The following is a 15845-nucleotide window of genomic DNA, read 5'->3' on the forward strand; positions in this document are numbered from 1 at the left end:
AGGTGTTGCGGGAACAGGGAGGAGCATAGTGCATTCCCGACCAGTCCCCGCCACGCCGGCCTCAGGCGCGTAGCTTGCGCCCCAGCCGGCGCCAGCCGATCACCACGCCGGTCAGGCTGAGCGCCGCGCCACCCAGGCTCAGGAACACCAGCAGGATGTCCCACAGCGGCCGGCGCGCCAGCAGGCCGGTCCAGTCCCAGCTGTGCAGGAAGGCGAACAGCCAGCGGCTGGCGCGGTTGCCCCGGTCCTGCCGGCTCAGCACCTGGCCGGTGCGCGGGTCCAGGTAGATCCAGCTGGCCTGTGGGTCGTCGAACACCAGGCGCCAGGCCGGCAGCGGCTTTTCGATATGGCCCAGCATGGCGTGCTCGTCGCGGCCGTAATAGTAGAAGTCGTAGTGGTCCAGCACCTGCACGTCGGTGAGGGCGGCGCCGGGCAGCAGCCGGGCGGCGGCGGCGCGCAGGGCGGCCGGATCGAGCGTGACCGGCCGCGCGTCGGCGGCCGACAGCAGTTGCGGCGCGCCCGGGCCGCTGCGGGCCAGCACCAGATCCTGGCCGTCCACGCGTTGCCAGCGCAGTTCGCGCGGCGGCGCGAGCAGGGCGCGGATCAGCGCGGCGGGGGACGCTTGCGGCGCGTCGGCGGCGTAGGCGCCGCCGGCGTAGGCCTGTTGCGCCATCGGCGCCGCGTTGCTGCTGAATACCTTCCACGGATTCATCGACATCAATCCGCTGAAAATCCAGGTGAGGGTGATGCCGGCGAACAGCAGGCCGGCCAGGTGATGCCAGCGCATCATGTTCTCGCGGTAGGGCGAGCGGCTGCCGCTGGCGTAGGGACGCGAGAAGCGCCAGCGCAGGATGCCCACCACCGTGCCCGTCAGCGCCACGGCCACGCCAGCCAGCGACAGCCAGACCACGATGTCGTGCCACCACGGATCGAAGACGTTGCCGCGAAACGGGTACAGCCAGTGGATCCAGGCGCCGGCGTAGTTCCACAGCCGTTCGCGGCGGGTGGCGTCCAGCACCACCGCGCCGGTGGCGGACGAGACATACAGCCGCGTGTGGTCGGGGTCGTCCATGTCGATACGGTGCAGCGGCCGGTGCATGTCGAGCGCGCCGGAATGCGTATAGACGTCCTCGCCCACCTCGCCCTGGTAGTGCGCGGCGTAGCGGCCATCGAACCAGGCCGCGGCGCTGGCGGTGGCGACCGTGGCATCGGCGCGCGGCAGCGGCATGCCGCTGGCGGCGTCCACCACTTTGGGCGCGCGGCCACGGCCCATCGGCACCAGGTAGACCGGCGCGCCGCCGCGCAGCGCGGCCAGACTCAGCCCCGCCATGTCGCCCGCGCCGGCTGCCGCCAGCGCCTGGGCCGGCGTGGCCGTGACCCGGGCCGGGTCCAGGGGCGCCAGGTGCGTCATGCGTTCCTGCGGCGTGAGCTTGGGGTAGCCCACGTACATCATCACCACGCCCGAGATGAACCACATGGCGAAGAACAGGCACAGCACGATGCCGGCCCAACGGTGCGTCAGGTACAGCCAGCGCTTGGCGCGGGCGGACCACGGCACGGGCGCGGGCCGGCGGCGGGCGGAGGGGATCGCGTCCATGGCGGTCCTCAGTAGCGCGCCTGCAGCGTCAGTTCGAACGAGCGCGGCGCGCCCAGGTAGAACATCGGCGTGCCGCTGACATTGGCCGCGTACACCTTGTCGGTCAGGTTGCGGACCCGGCCGGTGACGGTGAAGTGGCGGTCGATGCGGTGCGACAGCGCCGCGTCGAACACGGTGTACGACGGCGCCCAGACGGTGTTGGCGGCATCGGCGTAGGCGCGGCCGACGTAGCGCGCGGCGATGCTGGCGTTCCAGTCCGGCAGGAAGGCGTAGTCGATCCAGGCATTGGCCACGCGCCGCGGCGTGTTGGCCGGCACCTTGCCGTTGCGCGATACCGCGACACCGTTGACCGTCTGCGAGAAGTCGTCATACCTGGGATCGACGAAGGCGATGTTGGCCTGTAGCGACAGCGCGCGCGTCAGGCGCAGCCCGCCCGCCAGTTCCAGGCCGCGCGCCGACTGCTGGCCCACGGGCAGGCTGACCCCGGGATTGTCGGGGTCGGGCGTCGCGATGTTCTTGCGGATGATCTCGTAGGCGGCGACGGTGGCCGAGCCGCGGCCGTCCCAGAACTCGAACTTGCCGCCCACTTCCTTCTGCGTGCCAGTGGTCAGTTTGTCGTTGTTGAGCACGTCGGCGAACGAGGCCGTGGCCATGATGCCGGACGGGGGATCGGCGGCGGTGGCGTACTGCGCGTAGAGCGAGGCCTGCGGCGTGATGGCCCAGTTCAACGCCAACCGGCCGGTGGTGGGGGCGTAGCGGCGCGAGGCCGAGGCCGGCGAACTGGCCGTGACCGCGCGGCGGTTGGTCAGGTCCAGGTCGATGAAGTCCTTGCGCAGGGCAGACACGATGGCCACGCCGGGCAGCACTTCGGTGCGGTTTTCCAGCGTAAAGGCCAGCGTGCGGATGCGGTTGTCGCGGTCCGGATTATGGCCGCGCGTCATGCCGGGGATGTCGTAGAAATCGCCCGGCTGGAACGTATACGGATTGACCGCGTCCACCGTGGCCGGCAGGCTGGTGGGGTAGCGGGTCTGCTTGTTCACGCTCAGGTCGGCGCCGAACGACCAACGGCTCGGCAGCCCGGCCAGGGTCGATTCGACCAGGCCTTCGACGCGGTTGCCGATCAGGCTTTGCTCATGCCGTTGCAGCAGCGCGCCCGAGCGCAGCACGCGGCTGTTGGCGGCGTTGTAGCGGTAGGTTTCCAGGTTGCGGAAATCGCGCTCGGCCCGATAGTAGTAGAGCGTGTTCTTGAACGTCACGCCCGGCGCCGCGCGCCATTGCGTCAGCGAGCGGGCCCACAGCACCGACTGCGCGTACTGGCCATCGTCGACGTTGTAGTTCTTGAACCGGGTGCCGCCGCGGATGTGGCCCTCGCCGCTGACCTTGCCGTTCGCGTCCACCGTCAGTGGCGTGCCCCAGTAGGGGCGGTCGACCCGCTCGCGCTGGTATTCGAAGGCCCAGGTCTGGGTGACGTCCTCGCCCAGGTCGGACAGCAGCGAGGCCGCCACCTGCGTGGCGCGCGAACGTTCGCCGTCGACCCAGCCATTGCTGGCGGTGGTATTGGCGTCGATGCGCAGGTAATGGCCGCGTCCGCCGGGCGAACCGGACAGTTGCTGGTTGATGCCGGCCGATGCCTGGCGCGTATCGAACGAGCCCAGCCGCAACTGGCCTTCGTAGAAGGTGTCGCGCTCGGCCAGCTTGGTGACGTAATTGATGGCGCCGCCGACCGCGCCGGCGCCGAACAGGAAGGTCGAGGGGCCGCCGATGGCTTCGACCCGGTCGTAGATCCAGCTGTTGACCGGCCGCGCCGCGACTGCGTCGTACTGCACCGAAATGCCGTTGAACAGTTGCGACACCTGGCTGCCGCCGAAGCCGCGGTAACTGACCGCGCCAGCCATGCCTGGCGGCGAGGCGGCCGTCACGCCCGGGATGCCGCGGGCGATGTCCTGGGTATCGACGGCGCCGCGGGCCTCGATCTGGCGGCGCGAGACCACGGTGACGGAGGCCGGCGTGTCTTTCAAGCTAAGGCCGAGACGGCTGCCGGTGGCGTCGATGCGCGTCAGGTCGAGCGGGCCATTGGGCTGTTCGTCGGCGTCGTCGCCTTCGACCACGGTGGGCGCCAGGGTTTCGATGGCGGGCTCGCTGGTCAGGGCGAGCGCCGGATTGGCGGCGCAGGCGCCGGCCAGCAAAGAGGCTGCGTAGGTTTTTTTCATGATCGGTGCCGGCGCTGGCCGGCATGCACGCTCGCGCCGATGCCGCGATGCAGGGCGGCGAAGGCACGGACGCAGGGTTCCGCGGAGGCGCCGCCAAGGGGCGGACGGCGCCGGTTCTGGCGGGCGCGGCGGCCGTCGCGAGGACGGCGCCAGCGCGGTCAGGCCGCGGGCGGGGCGCGCGGCTGAGGCGCGCGCCAGGCATGGAGCGGATGGGCGGCGCGGTAGAACAGCGCCGGATAGGTGACGCCGCCGGCGGCGGGCGCGGGCAGCACGATCAGGGGCGCGGGCAGGATGCCGGGACCGGCCTGGGGATTGCGGCAGAACGGGCAGTGTGTGCCGTCGCCGTGGTGGGCGGCGTGGTCGCCGGCCGCGTCATCGCCCTGAACCTCGATGGTCAGGGAGGACCGGCCCTCGGGGGCGCAGTAGTCCAGCGTGACCTGGCGGCTGGCGCCGGCCTGGGGAGCGCCATGCGCCAGCGACGGAACCACGGACGCCCACAGGATCGCGATCAGGGCGATCCAGGCGTAGCCGCGGTTCAGGAAGTGGGCAAGGTGCATGACGGCGCATTATATCCAAGCCGTTTCAGACGGAAAGATGGCGCCGCACCTCCTCGCCGTGGATGGTGGCGCGGTCGCCGCTGGCCACCACCTCGCCGCGTGACAGCACCACGTAGCGATCGGCCAGCTCGCGGGCGAAGTCGAAGTACTGTTCGCACAGCAGGATGGCGATGTCGCCGCGCTGGCGCAGCATGTGGATGACGCGGCCGATGTCCTTGATGATGGATGGCTGGATGCCTTCGGTCGGCTCATCCAGGATGATCAGCTTGGGTTCGGCCACCAGCGCGCGGGCAATCGCCAATTGCTGTTGCTGGCCGCCGGACAGGTCGCCGCCGCGCCGCGCCAGCATGCTCTTGAGCACCGGGAACAGCTCGAATACGTCTTCCTTGATGCGGCGCGCGCGCGCCGCCGGCTTGGTCGCCATCCCCATCAGGATGTTCTCTTCCACCGTCAGCCGGGCGAAGATATCGCGGCCTTGCGGCACATAGGCCATGCCGCGCGCGGCGCGCTGGTGCGGCGCCAGCCGGGTGACGTCGGCGCCGTCGAAACCGATGGCGCCGCGCGCCACCGGCAGCACGCCCATCACGCATTTGAGCAGGGTGGTCTTGCCGACGCCGTTGCGGCCCAGCAGCGCCAGGCATTCGCCCTGGTTGACCGCCAGGGACACGCCGCGCAGGGTATGGCTGCCGCCGTAGTACTGGTCGATGGTGTTCACGTTCAGCATGTCAGCGCCCCAGGTAGACTTCGATCACGCGCGGGTCGGCCTGCACCTTGGCCATCGGCCCCTCGGCCAGCACCGAGCCTTCGTGCAGCACCGTCACCTTGCCGTCGCCGGCGATCTGGTTGACGAAATCCATGTCGTGCTCGACCACCATCAGTGAATGGCGGCCGCGCAGTTCATTGAGCAGTTCGCCGGTGCGTTCGGTTTCGGCATCGGTCATGCCGGCCACCGGCTCGTCCAGCAGCAGCAACTGCGGTTCCTGCATCAGCAGCATGCCGATCTCCAGCCATTGTTTCTGGCCGTGCGACAGCAGGCCGGCGGGGCGGAAGGCCTCGGGCCGCAGCCGGATCAGGTCGAGCGTCTCGCCGATGCGGTCGGCCTGCGCGCCGGTCAGGCGCGCGAACAGCGTGGGCCGCACGCGCTTGTCGGTCTTCATGGCCAGCTCCAGGTTCTCGAACACGGTGTGCTGCTCGAACACGGTGGGGCGCTGGAACTTGCGGCCGATGCCGGCGTGCGCGATCTGCGCCTCGTTCAGCGTGGTCAGGTCGATGCTCTGGCCGAAGTAGGCGCTGCCGGCGCTGGGGCGGGTCTTGCCGGTGATGACGTCCATCATGGTGGTCTTGCCGGCGCCGTTGGGGCCGATGATGCAGCGCAGTTCGCCGACGCCGATGTCCAGCGTCAGGTCATTGAGCGCCTTGAAACCGTCGAAGCTCACGGTGATGCCTTCCAGGTACAGGATGGCGCCGTGGCTGGTGTCCAGTCCCTTGGGGCTGACGCGGCCGTAGCCGGCGTCGCCGCTGGGGCCGCCGTCGAGCATGGCGGTTTCGGAATGGGTGCTGGTCATGCGCGTCGCTCCTGATAGCGGGCGGCCAGGCGCCGGGCCAGGCCGACGATGCCGGTGGGCAGGAAGAGGGTCACCAGCACGAAGATCAGGCCCAGCGCGTACAGCCAGAACTCGGGCAGCACGCTGGTGAACCAGGTCTTCAGGCCGTTCACGGCGCCGGCGCCGATGATGGGGCCGATCAGCGTGCCGCGCCCTCCGGTGGCCACCCAGATCACCATCTCGATGGAGTTCTCGGTGGACATCTCGCTGGGGTTGATGATGCCGACCTGCGGCACGTACAGCGCGCCGGCGATGCCGCACAGCACGGCCGACAGCGTCCACACGAATAGCTTGAAGCCGAGCGGGTCGTAGCCGATGAAGCGCAGCCGGCTCTCGGCATCGCGCACCGCCGTCAGCACCCGGCCCAGCTTGGACTGGGTGACGGCGCGCGCCAGCACCAGCGCGCCGGCCAGCGCCGCCAGCGTGATCCAGTAGAGCGCGGCGCGGGTGCCGGGCGCGGTGATATCGAAACCCAGGATGCGCTTGAAATCGGTGAAGCCATTGTTGCCGCCAAAGCCCGTGTCGTTGCGGAAGAACAGCAGCATGGCGGCAAAGGTCAGCGCCTGGGTGATGATGGAGAAATACACGCCCTTGATGCGCGAGCGGAAGGCGAAGTAGCCGAACACGAAGGCCAGCACGCCCGGCACCAGCACCACCAGCAGCATGGCGTACCAGAAGTGGTCGGTGAACGACCAGTACCAGGGGTAGTCCTTCCAGTCCAGAAACACCATGAAGTCCGGCAGGTTGCTCTGGTAGACGCCGTCGCGGCCGATGGCGCGCATCAGATACATGCCGTGGGCGTAGCCGCCCAGCGCGAAGAACAGGCCGTGGCCCAGCGACAGGATGCCGGCGTAGCCCCACACCAGGTCCAGCGCCAGCGCCGCCATGGCGTAGCACATGAACTTGCCCAGCAGCGCCACGGCGTAGGCCGAGACGTGCAGCGGATGGCCGGCGGGAAACACCAGGTTCAGCAGCGGCACCAGCGCCAGCAGCAGCACGCCCGCGCCCAGCGCGGCCCAGGCGCGGCCGTTGAACAAGGGCCGGCGCGCCAGCAGGTTGAGATCGGTCAGCGCGGTCTGTTTCATTCGACGCTCCGACCGCGCGGGGCGAACAGGCCTTGCGGCCGCTTTTGCACGAAAAGCACGATGAGCACCAGGATGGTGATCTTGGCCATGACCGCTCCGGCGTAAGGCTCCAGGAATTTGTTGACACCGCCCAGGCCGAGCGCGGCGATGACGGTGCCGGCCAGTTGGCCGACGCCGCCCAGCACCACCACCATGAAGGAATCGACGATGTAGCCGCGGCCCAGGTCCGGGCCCACATTGCCCAGCTGCGACAGCGCCACGCCCGCCAGCCCGGCGATGCCCGAGCCCAGGCCGAAGGCCAGCATGTCGACGCGTCCGGTAGGTACGCCGACGCAATCGGCCATGCGCCGGTTCTGCGTGATGGCGCGCACGAACAGGCCCAGCCGCGTGTGGTTCAGCAGCGCCCACACCAGGAACACCACGAACAGCGCGAAGCCGATGATGACCAGCCGGTTGTAGGTCAGCACCAGGCCGCCCAGCACGGTGACGCCGCCAGACATCCAGCTGGGGTTGCCCACCTCGACGTTCTGCGCGCCGAACAGCGTGCGCACGCCCTGCATCAGCATCAGGCTGATGCCCCAGGTGGCCAGCAGCGTCTCCAGCGGCCGGCCGTAGAGCCAGCGGATCACGGTGCGTTCCAGCGCCATGCCGACCAGCGCGGTCACCAGGAAGGCCAGTGGCAGCGCCGCCGCCACGTACCAGTCGAGCCAGCCCGGCAGCCAGGCGCGGAAAAAGGTCTGCACCAGGTAGGTGACATAGGCGCCGATCATCAGCAGCTCGCCGTGCGCCATGTTGATGACGCCCATCAGGCCGAAGGTGATGGCCAGGCCCAGCGCCGCCAGCAGCAGCACGCTGCCCAGGCTGAGACCGTAGAACAGGTTGCCGGCCCACTCGATGGTGGCCAGATGGCGGTCGATGCGTTTGACCGCGTTGGCCGCCGCCTCGCGCACCGCGGCGTCCGGTTCGGCGTAGACGCCGTCGCGCTGTTGCGTCAGTGCCAGCAGCGTGGGCCGGAATGTAGCGTTGTCGGTGCGTCCCAGCAGTTCGACCGCATGGCGCCGCACGGCCGGGTCGGTGCTCTTGAGTTCGAGGTTGGCCTGCGCGATTTCCAGCGCGGCGCGCACCGCGGTGTCTTTTTCGGCGGCCAGCGCTTTTTCCAGCAGCGGCAGGCGCGCCGGATCGCCGGTCTGTTGCAGGCGGCGGGCCGCGTCCAGGCGCTCGCGCGCATCCTCGGAAAACAGCCTCGATCCGGCCAGCGCGGCCCCGATCGCGCGCCGCAGCCGGTTGTTGATGCCGATGGTGTCGGCCTGCGGCGGCAGCGCCATGGTCGCGCCGCTGACCGGATCGGTGCCCTGGCCGTTGCCGTCGCCGATCAGCACGCGGCCGTCCGGCAGCGCATACAGTAGATCGTTGCCGAGGGCTTGCAGCACCGCTTGCGCGCCGGGCTGGCGGCCCAGGGCGGCGATGGCCTGCAGCTTGGCGTCGGTGTCGTCGCCGGCCAGGGGCGCCAGCAGCGCCGGGTCCACGCCGGGCGCGGCCGCGTGGGCGGCCAGCGCCGGCGCGGCCAGCAGCCATGCAAGCAGGAGGTGACGCAGGAATTTCGCGATGACCGCATTGAGCATGGCTGCGCTTCCGGTTCAGGTTTAAAGGCCTTGCTTGCTTTCGTTGCCCGGGATGTACGGGCTCCACGGTTGCGCGCGGATCGGGCCCTTGCTCTTCCAGACCACGTTGAACTGGCCGTCCGCCTTGATCTCGCCGATATAGACCGGCTTGTGCAGGTGGTGGTTGGTCTTGTCCATCTCGATGGTGAAGCCGCTCGGCGAATTGAACTTCTGGCCGCCCATGGCCGCGATCACCTTGTCCACATCGGTGGTCTTGGCCTGCTCGACCGCCTGCTTCCACATGTGGATGCCGATATAGGTGGCTTCCATCGGGTCATTGGTGACCACGGTGCTGGCGTTGGGCAGGTTCTTGGCCTTGGCGTAGGCCTGCCACTTCTTGATGAATTCCGCGTTGACCGGATTCTTGATCGACTCGAAGTAGTTCCAGGCGGCCAGGTGGCCCACCAGCGGCTTGGTGTCGACGCCTCGCAGTTCTTCCTCGCCCACCGAGAAAGCCACCACCGGCACGTCGGTGGCTTTCAGGCCGGCGTTGCCCAGCTCCTTGTAGAACGGCACGTTGGAGTCGCCGTTGATGGTGGAGATGACGGCGGTCTTGCCGCCGGCCGCGAACTTCTTGATATTGGCGACGATGGTCTGGTAGTCGGAATGGCCGAAAGGCGTGTAGACCTCGTCGATGTCGCTGTCCTTGACGCCCTTGGAATGCAGGAAGGCGCGCAGGATCTTGTTGGTGGTGCGCGGGTATACATAGTCGGTGCCCAGCAGCACGAAGCGCTTGGCGCCGCCGCCGTCTTCGCTCATCAGGTATTCCACCGCCGGGATGGCCTGCTGGTTGGGCGCGGCGCCGGTGTAGAAGACGTTCTTCTCCAGTTCCTCGCCTTCGTACTGCACCGGGTAGAACAGCAGCCCGTTCAATTCCTTGAACACCGGCAGCACCGACTTGCGCGATACCGAGGTCCAGCAGCCGAACACCACCGCCACCTTGTCCTGCGACAGCAGCTGGCGCGACTTTTCGGCGAACAGCGGCCAGTTCGAGGCGGGATCGACCACCACGGCTTCGAGCTTCTTGCCCATCACGCCGCCGTTGGCATTGATCTCGTCGATGGTCATCAGGGCGACGTCCTTGAGCGACGTTTCCGAGATGGCCATGGTGCCCGACAGCGAATGCAGGATGCCGACCTTGATGGTGTCTTCGGCGGCGAACAGCTGCGGCGTCCAGCCCGACATGGCCAATAGGCTCGCGGCGGTCAATTGCTTGAGGACTAGTCTGCGTTTCATGGTGACTCCTGGATGGGAAGAGGCCGGCGGCGCCGGCGATAACGGTCTCAATGCCTGAACTACATCCAACTACCTCTGCGCGCGGCCCTGCCGGAGCAGGGGCGTGACCAGGACTTCAAAGCAAGAGCCGTGCCAACTGCGTGGCGAGGACGGAGGCGCCGCAGGGAGCCGTGGCGTCAAGAGGGGCGGGACGGCGGCGGGCGGCGTGGCATGGCGTGGTTCAATCTGGTGCCGCGCGCACAAGATCGGTGCGCGGGTTGCCCGTTGGGAGTGCGCGCGCGGCGGCGGTGCGGGCGGCGCCGCCGCCGCGGCGTGGGTGCGCAAGGGGAAGGCGGGCGGCGCGGCGCACATGGCACGCGTATTGCTTGGGTATCCGGACTTGTATACAAGAAAGGATTCCAGCATGAATGCCGTAGCAACGCCGCAGGCCCCTCTCGGTTGGACCATCGCGCAATGGCTGTCCGCCTATCAGGATGGCGCCACGCCCGAAGCGCTGTTGATGCCCCTGGCCGCCGCGCCGGACGATCCGGCCGACAATGCCTGGATCACGCGCGCCAGCGCCGCGGTGCTGGCGCGCCAGCTCGACGATCTGCGCTTGTTGCTGGCCGCGGCCGGCGGTGACCGCTCGCGTCTGCCGCTCTACGGCGTGCCGTTCGCCATCAAGGACAACATCGACGCGGCGGGCTGGCCCACCACGGCGGCCTGCCCGGCATTCGCCTACACCCCGGACGAGGACGCCACCGTGGTGCGGCGCCTGCGCGCGGCCGGCGCCATCCTGATCGGCAAGACCAATCTCGACCAGTTCGCCACGGGCCTGGTCGGCACCCGTTCGCCGCACGGCGCGGTGGCCAACAGTTTCCAGCCCGAGTACATCAGCGGCGGCTCCAGTTCCGGTTCGGCCTCGGTGGTGGCGCGCGGGCTGGCGGCGTTTTCGCTGGGCACCGACACGGCGGGCTCGGGCCGGGTGCCGGCAGGTTTCAACAATATCGTCGGCCTCAAGCCGACCAAGGGGTGGCTCAGTACCGCCGGCGTGGTGCCGGCCTGCCGCACGCAGGACTGCGTATCGATCTTCGCGCTGACGGTGGACGATGCCGAGCGCGTCGCGGGCATCGCCGGCGGCTATGACGCGCGCGATGCCTATTCGCGCGCGCAGCCGGCCGGCGCCGCCGCGCCCTGGCCCGCGACGCCGCGCTTGGCCGTGCCGGACCGGCTGGAGTTCTTCGGCGATACGCAGGCCGCCGCGGCATTCGAGGCGGCGGTGCAGGCGCTCAAGGCCAGTGGCGCCCAGGTCGACAGCATCGACTTCGCGCCCTTTGCCGAACTGGCGGCCCTGCTGTACCAGGGGCCCTGGGTGGCCGAGCGCTTCGCCGCCGTCGAGCCGCTGTGGCGCCGCGATCCCGATGCCATCCACCCGGTGGTGCGCGGCATCGTGGAAGGCGCGGCGCATTACGATGCGCTGGATGCCTTCAAGGCGGAGTACCGCCGCGCCGAGCTGACGCACCGCATCCATCAGTCGCTGCAGGGCTTTGACGCGCTGGTGGTGCCGACCGCGCCGTCGATCTACACCATCGCGCAGTTGCAGGCCGACCCGGTGCGGCTCAATTCGCAATTGGGCATCTATACCAACTTCGCCAACCTCGCCGATCTGTCGGCGCTGGCGCTGCCGGCCGGCATGCGCGAGGACGGCCTGCCGGCCGGCATCACCCTGATCGGCATGGCCTGGCAGGACCGCGCGCTGGCGTGCTTTGGCCGCCAATGGCAGGCGCAGCGCGGGCTGCCATTGGGCGCCACGGGCCTGCCGCTGCCGCCCCAGGGACCGCCGCCGGCCGATCCGGGCTTGCTGCGCGTGGCGGTCGTGGGCGCGCACCTGAGCGGCATGCCCTTGAATCACCAGCTGACCTCGCGCCGCGCGGTGCTGGTCGAAAAAACCCACACCGCCGCCGACTACCGGCTCTATGCGTTGGCCAATACCACCCCGCCCAAACCCGGCCTGGTGAAGTCCGACAGCGGCGCGCCGATCGAGGTGGAACTGTGGGACATCCCGCTGGCGGCGTTCGGCGCCTTCGTGGCCGAGATCCCGGCGCCGCTGGGCATCGGCACGTTGACGCTGCACGACGGCCGCCAGGTCAAGGGCTTTATCTGCGAGCCGCGCGGCCTGGCCGGCGCGCGCGACATCACCGCCTTCGGCGGCTGGCGCGCCTATCTCGCCAGCCTGAACGCCACCCCCCGCTAATTCCAATCGCCCCTGGGAGCCGAACCGTGTTCGATACCGTCCTGATCGCCAACCGTGGCGAAATCGCCGTCCGCGCCATCCGTACCCTCAAACGCCTGGGCATCCGCAGTGTTGCCGTGTATTCCGATCCCGACCGCAACGCGGCCCATGTGCGCGAGGCCGACGTGGCCGTGGCGCTGGGCGGCGAGAAGGCCGCCGACAGCTATCTGCGCATGGACCTGTTGCTGGCGGCCGCGCGCGAGCACGGCGCCCAGGCCATCTACCCTGGCTATGGCTTCCTGTCGGAAAGCGCCGAGTTCGCCGAGGCCTGCGAGGCCGCCGGCATCGCCTTCGTCGGCCCGACGCCGCTGCAGATCCGCGAGTTCGGCTTGAAGCACCGGTCGCGCGAGCTGGCGGCGGCGGCCGGCGTGCCCATGACGCCGGGCACCGGCCTGCTGGCCAGCCTGGGCGAGGCGCTGACGCAGGCCGAGCGCATCGGCTATCCGGTGATGCTCAAGAGCACCGCCGGTGGCGGCGGCATCGGCCTGTCGCGCTGCGACAACGAGGCCGAGCTGACGGTGGCGTTCGACAGCGTGCAGCGCATGGGCGAGCATTTCTTCCGCGACGGCGGCGCCTTCATCGAACGCTACGTGGACAATGCCCGCCATGTCGAGGTGCAGATCTTCGGTGACGGCATGGGCCGCGTGCTGGCGCTGGGCGAGCGCGACTGCTCGGTGCAGCGGCGCAACCAGAAGGTGATCGAGGAAACCCCCGCGCCGCACCTGCCGGCCGCGACCCGCGCGGCGCTGCTGGACGCCGCGGTCAAGCTGGGCGAGTCGGTGGCCTACCGCTCGGCCGGCACGGTCGAATTCATCTACGATCCGGCGCGCGACAGTTTCTATTTCCTGGAGGTCAATACCCGCCTGCAGGTGGAACACCCGGTGACCGAGGCCGTGACCGGCCTGGACCTGGTCGAATGCATGCTGCGCGTGGCGGCGGGCGAGCCGCTGGACCTGGCCGCGATGTCGCGCGCGCCGCGGGGCGCGTCGATCGAGGTGCGGCTGTATGCCGAGGACCCGCTGCGCCAGTTTCAGCCCTCGCCCGGCGTGCTGACCGAGGTGTATTTTCCCGACGGCGTGCGCCTGGACGGCTGGGTCTCGACCGGCACCGAGGTGCCGGCGTTCTACGACCCGATGCTGGCCAAGCTGATCGTGCACGCCGACACGCGCGAGGCGGCGCTCGACAAGCTGGCCGATGCGCTGGCGCATACGCGCCTGCACGGCATCGCCACCAACCTGGATTACCTGCGCCAGATTGTGGCCGACGCGCGTTTCCGCGCCGGCCAGCTGTCGACCCGCTTCCTGGAGAGTTTCGTCTATCGCCCCGCGGCGATCGAGGTGCTGGAGGCCGGCACCTACACCAGCGTGCAGGATTACCCGGGCCGCACCGGTTATTGGGATATCGGCGTGCCGCCGTCGGGGCCGATGGACGATTATGCGTTCCGCCTGGCCAATCGCATCGTCGGCAACGCGCCCGATGCGGCGGGCATCGAGGCCACGTTGGTCGGGCCGACGTTGCGTTTCCATGGCGATGCCATCATCGCGCTGACGGGCGCCGAATGCGCCGCCACGCTGGACGGCGCGCCGGTGCCGATGTGGCAGCCGGTCACGGTGCGTTCGGGCCAGGTGCTGGCCACCGGCCGCGCGCTGTCCGGCTGCCGCACCTACCTGGCGGTGCGCAATGGACTGGACGTGCCGGTCTACCTGGGCAGCCGCTCGACCTTCGCGCTGGGCCAGTTCGGCGGCCATGCCGGCCGCACGCTGCGGGTTGGCGACATGCTGGCGCTGGTTCGTCCAGCGCTGGCCGCCGCGAACGCTGCGGCGCCCGTGAGCGCGCCGCAGGCGGCGCCGGCCGAGCTGATCCCGGCCTATGGCAACACCTGGGAAATCGGCGTGTTGTACGGCCCGCACGGCGCGCCGGACTTCTTCCGTCCCGAAGCCATCGAGGCCTTCTTCGCCGCCGACTGGGAGGTGCACTACAACTCCAACCGCCTGGGCGTGCGCCTGACCGGCCCCAAGCCGACCTGGGCGCGCGAGAACGGCGGCGAGGCCGGCCTGCATCCGTCCAATATCCATGACTGCGAATACGCCATCGGCAGCATCAACTTCACCGGCGACAGCCCGGTGATCCTGACGCGCGACGGCCCCAGCCTGGGCGGCTTCGTCTGCCCGGTGACGATCGCGCGCGCCGAGCTGTGGAAGGTGGGGCAGGTCAAGCCGGGCGACCGCATCCGCTTCGTGCGCATCGACTACGCCGACGCGGTGGCGCGCGAGGCGGCGCAGGATCGCAGCGTGGCGCTGCTCCAGGCAGTGGCGCCACAGGCCACCACGCCGTCGGCGGCGCCGGCCACGGCCTCGGAGACCATCGTCGCCGCCTTGCCGGCGGCTGGCTCGCGTCCGTCGGTGTCCTACCGCCAGGCGGGCGACGGCTATCTGTTGCTGGAATACGGCGACAACGTGCTCGACCTGGCGTTGCGCATGCGCATCCATCTGTTGATGGAGGCGCTGGCGGCGCAGCCGATCGACGGGGTATGCGAGCTGTCGCCGGGGGTGCGTTCGCTGCAGATCCGCTACGACAGCCGCGTGATCCTGCAGCAGGCGCTGATCGCGCGGCTGCTGGAAATCGAGGCGGGGCTGGCCGACGTGGCCACGCTGAAGGTGCCAACCCGCGTGGTCTACCTGCCGATGGCGTTCGAGGATTCGGCCACGCTGGGCGCGGTGCAGCGCTATCAGGAAACCGTGCGCGCCAGCGCGCCGTGGCTGCCGAACAATGTGGACTTCATCCAGCGCATCAACGGCCTGGCCAGCCGCGAGGACGTGCGCCGCATCGTGTTCGACGCCAGCTATCTCATCATGGGCCTGGGCGACGTCTACCTGGGTGCGCCGTGCGCGGTGCCGATCGACCCGCGCCACCGGCTGCTGACGTCCAAATACAACCCGGCGCGCACCTTCACGGCCGAAGGCACGGTGGGCATCGGCGGCGTCTACATGTGCATCTACGGCATGGACTCGCCCGGCGGCTACCAGTTGGTGGGCCGCACGCTGCCGATCTGGAACAAGTTCCTGAAGAACCCGGTGTTCCAGGATGGCAAGCCGTGGCTGCTGCGCTTTTTCGACCAGGTGCGCTTCTATCCGGTGAGCGAGGCCGAACTCGATACGCTGCGCGAGGACTTCCGCGAAGGCCGCGCCACGGTTCGCATCGAGGAAGAAGTGTTCGACTTCGCCGCCCACCAGCGCTTCCTGGCCGAACAGGCCGACAGCATCGGTGCGTTCCAGGCGCGCCAGAAAACGGCGTTCGACGCCGAGGTGGCGCTGTGGAAGCACGAGGATGTGGCGGCGGCGCCGGTCGAGGCTGCGCCGGAAGTGGAGACCGCGCTGCGCGAGGGCGAACGCCTGGTCAGCGCCGACATGTGCGGCAACATCTGGAAGATCCCGGTGCAGGTGGGCCAGAGCGTGGCGGCCGGCGACACGCTGGTGGTGGTCGAGGCCATGAAGATGGAGCTGTCGGTGATCGCGCCGGTGTCGGGCACGGTGACGGCGATCCGCTGCGTGCCGGGCAAGCCGGTGAACGCGGGCGACGCGCTGATCGTGCTGGCCGAGGATGCCACCTGCCCGGTGACCTGA

Annotated in this window: 10 protein-coding genes; 2 read left to right on the forward strand and 8 right to left on the reverse strand. The window is 69.4% G+C overall.

Features of this window, described 5'->3' with window-relative positions; genetic code table 11:
* Positions 1–61 precede the first annotated feature (61 nt).
* From HV701_RS13705 to urtA, 8 genes are all read right to left on the reverse strand, one after another.
* Positions 62–1597: a PepSY domain-containing protein gene (locus HV701_RS13705; RefSeq protein WP_175133565.1), complete on the reverse strand. Its 1536-nt coding sequence runs from the start codon at positions 1595–1597 to the stop codon at positions 62–64.
* An 8-nt stretch (positions 1598–1605) separates the two neighbouring features.
* Positions 1606–3807 carry a TonB-dependent receptor gene (locus HV701_RS13710; RefSeq protein ID WP_175133566.1) on the reverse strand — a complete coding sequence of 734 codons (2202 nt, stop codon included), beginning with the start codon at positions 3805–3807 and terminating at the stop codon, positions 1606–1608.
* Between the two features lie 158 nt (positions 3808–3965).
* Positions 3966–4364 carry a DUF2946 domain-containing protein gene (locus tag HV701_RS13715; RefSeq protein WP_175133567.1) on the reverse strand — a complete coding sequence of 133 codons (399 nt, stop codon included), beginning with the start codon at positions 4362–4364 and terminating at the stop codon, positions 3966–3968.
* Positions 4365–4389: 25 nt separating this feature from the next.
* The gene (gene urtE, locus HV701_RS13720) at positions 4390–5088 is read right to left on the reverse strand and encodes an urea ABC transporter ATP-binding subunit UrtE (protein ID WP_175133568.1); all 699 of its coding nucleotides are present in this window, start codon (positions 5086–5088) and stop codon (positions 4390–4392) included.
* Position 5089: 1 nt separating this feature from the next.
* Complete coding sequence (gene urtD, locus HV701_RS13725; RefSeq protein ID WP_175133569.1) at positions 5090–5929, reverse strand: urea ABC transporter ATP-binding protein UrtD; 840 nt, start codon at positions 5927–5929, stop codon at positions 5090–5092.
* Positions 5926–7053 (reverse strand): urea ABC transporter permease subunit UrtC, encoded by a 1128-nt coding sequence (gene urtC / locus HV701_RS13730; RefSeq protein WP_175133570.1) that lies wholly within the window; start codon positions 7051–7053, stop codon positions 5926–5928. The genes urtD and urtC overlap by 4 nt, the downstream gene beginning before the upstream one ends.
* A complete protein-coding gene (gene urtB / locus HV701_RS13735; RefSeq protein ID WP_175133571.1) occupies positions 7050–8675 on the reverse strand; it encodes an urea ABC transporter permease subunit UrtB in 1626 nt (541 codons plus the stop codon). Before urtB ends, urtC begins: the two co-directional genes overlap by 4 nt.
* 21 nt (positions 8676–8696) lie before the next feature.
* On the reverse strand, positions 8697–9950 hold the full coding sequence (gene urtA / locus HV701_RS13740; protein WP_175133572.1) for an urea ABC transporter substrate-binding protein: 1254 nt from the start codon (positions 9948–9950) through the stop codon (positions 8697–8699).
* A 403-nt stretch (positions 9951–10353) separates the two neighbouring features.
* On the opposite strand from urtA, the gene atzF reads away from it, so the two are divergent.
* Together atzF and uca are read left to right on the forward strand one after the other, a co-directional pair.
* Positions 10354–12183 (forward strand): allophanate hydrolase, encoded by a 1830-nt coding sequence (gene atzF / locus HV701_RS13745; protein ID WP_175133573.1) that lies wholly within the window; start codon positions 10354–10356, stop codon positions 12181–12183.
* Between the two features lie 26 nt (positions 12184–12209).
* Positions 12210–15845, forward strand: a complete 3636-nt coding sequence (uca, locus tag HV701_RS13750; RefSeq protein ID WP_175133574.1) for an urea carboxylase — start codon at positions 12210–12212, stop codon at positions 15843–15845.

Origin of the sequence: Achromobacter pulmonis (assembly GCF_902859765.1) — a bacterium.
Taxonomy (GTDB): domain Bacteria; phylum Pseudomonadota; class Gammaproteobacteria; order Burkholderiales; family Burkholderiaceae_B; genus Achromobacter; species Achromobacter pulmonis.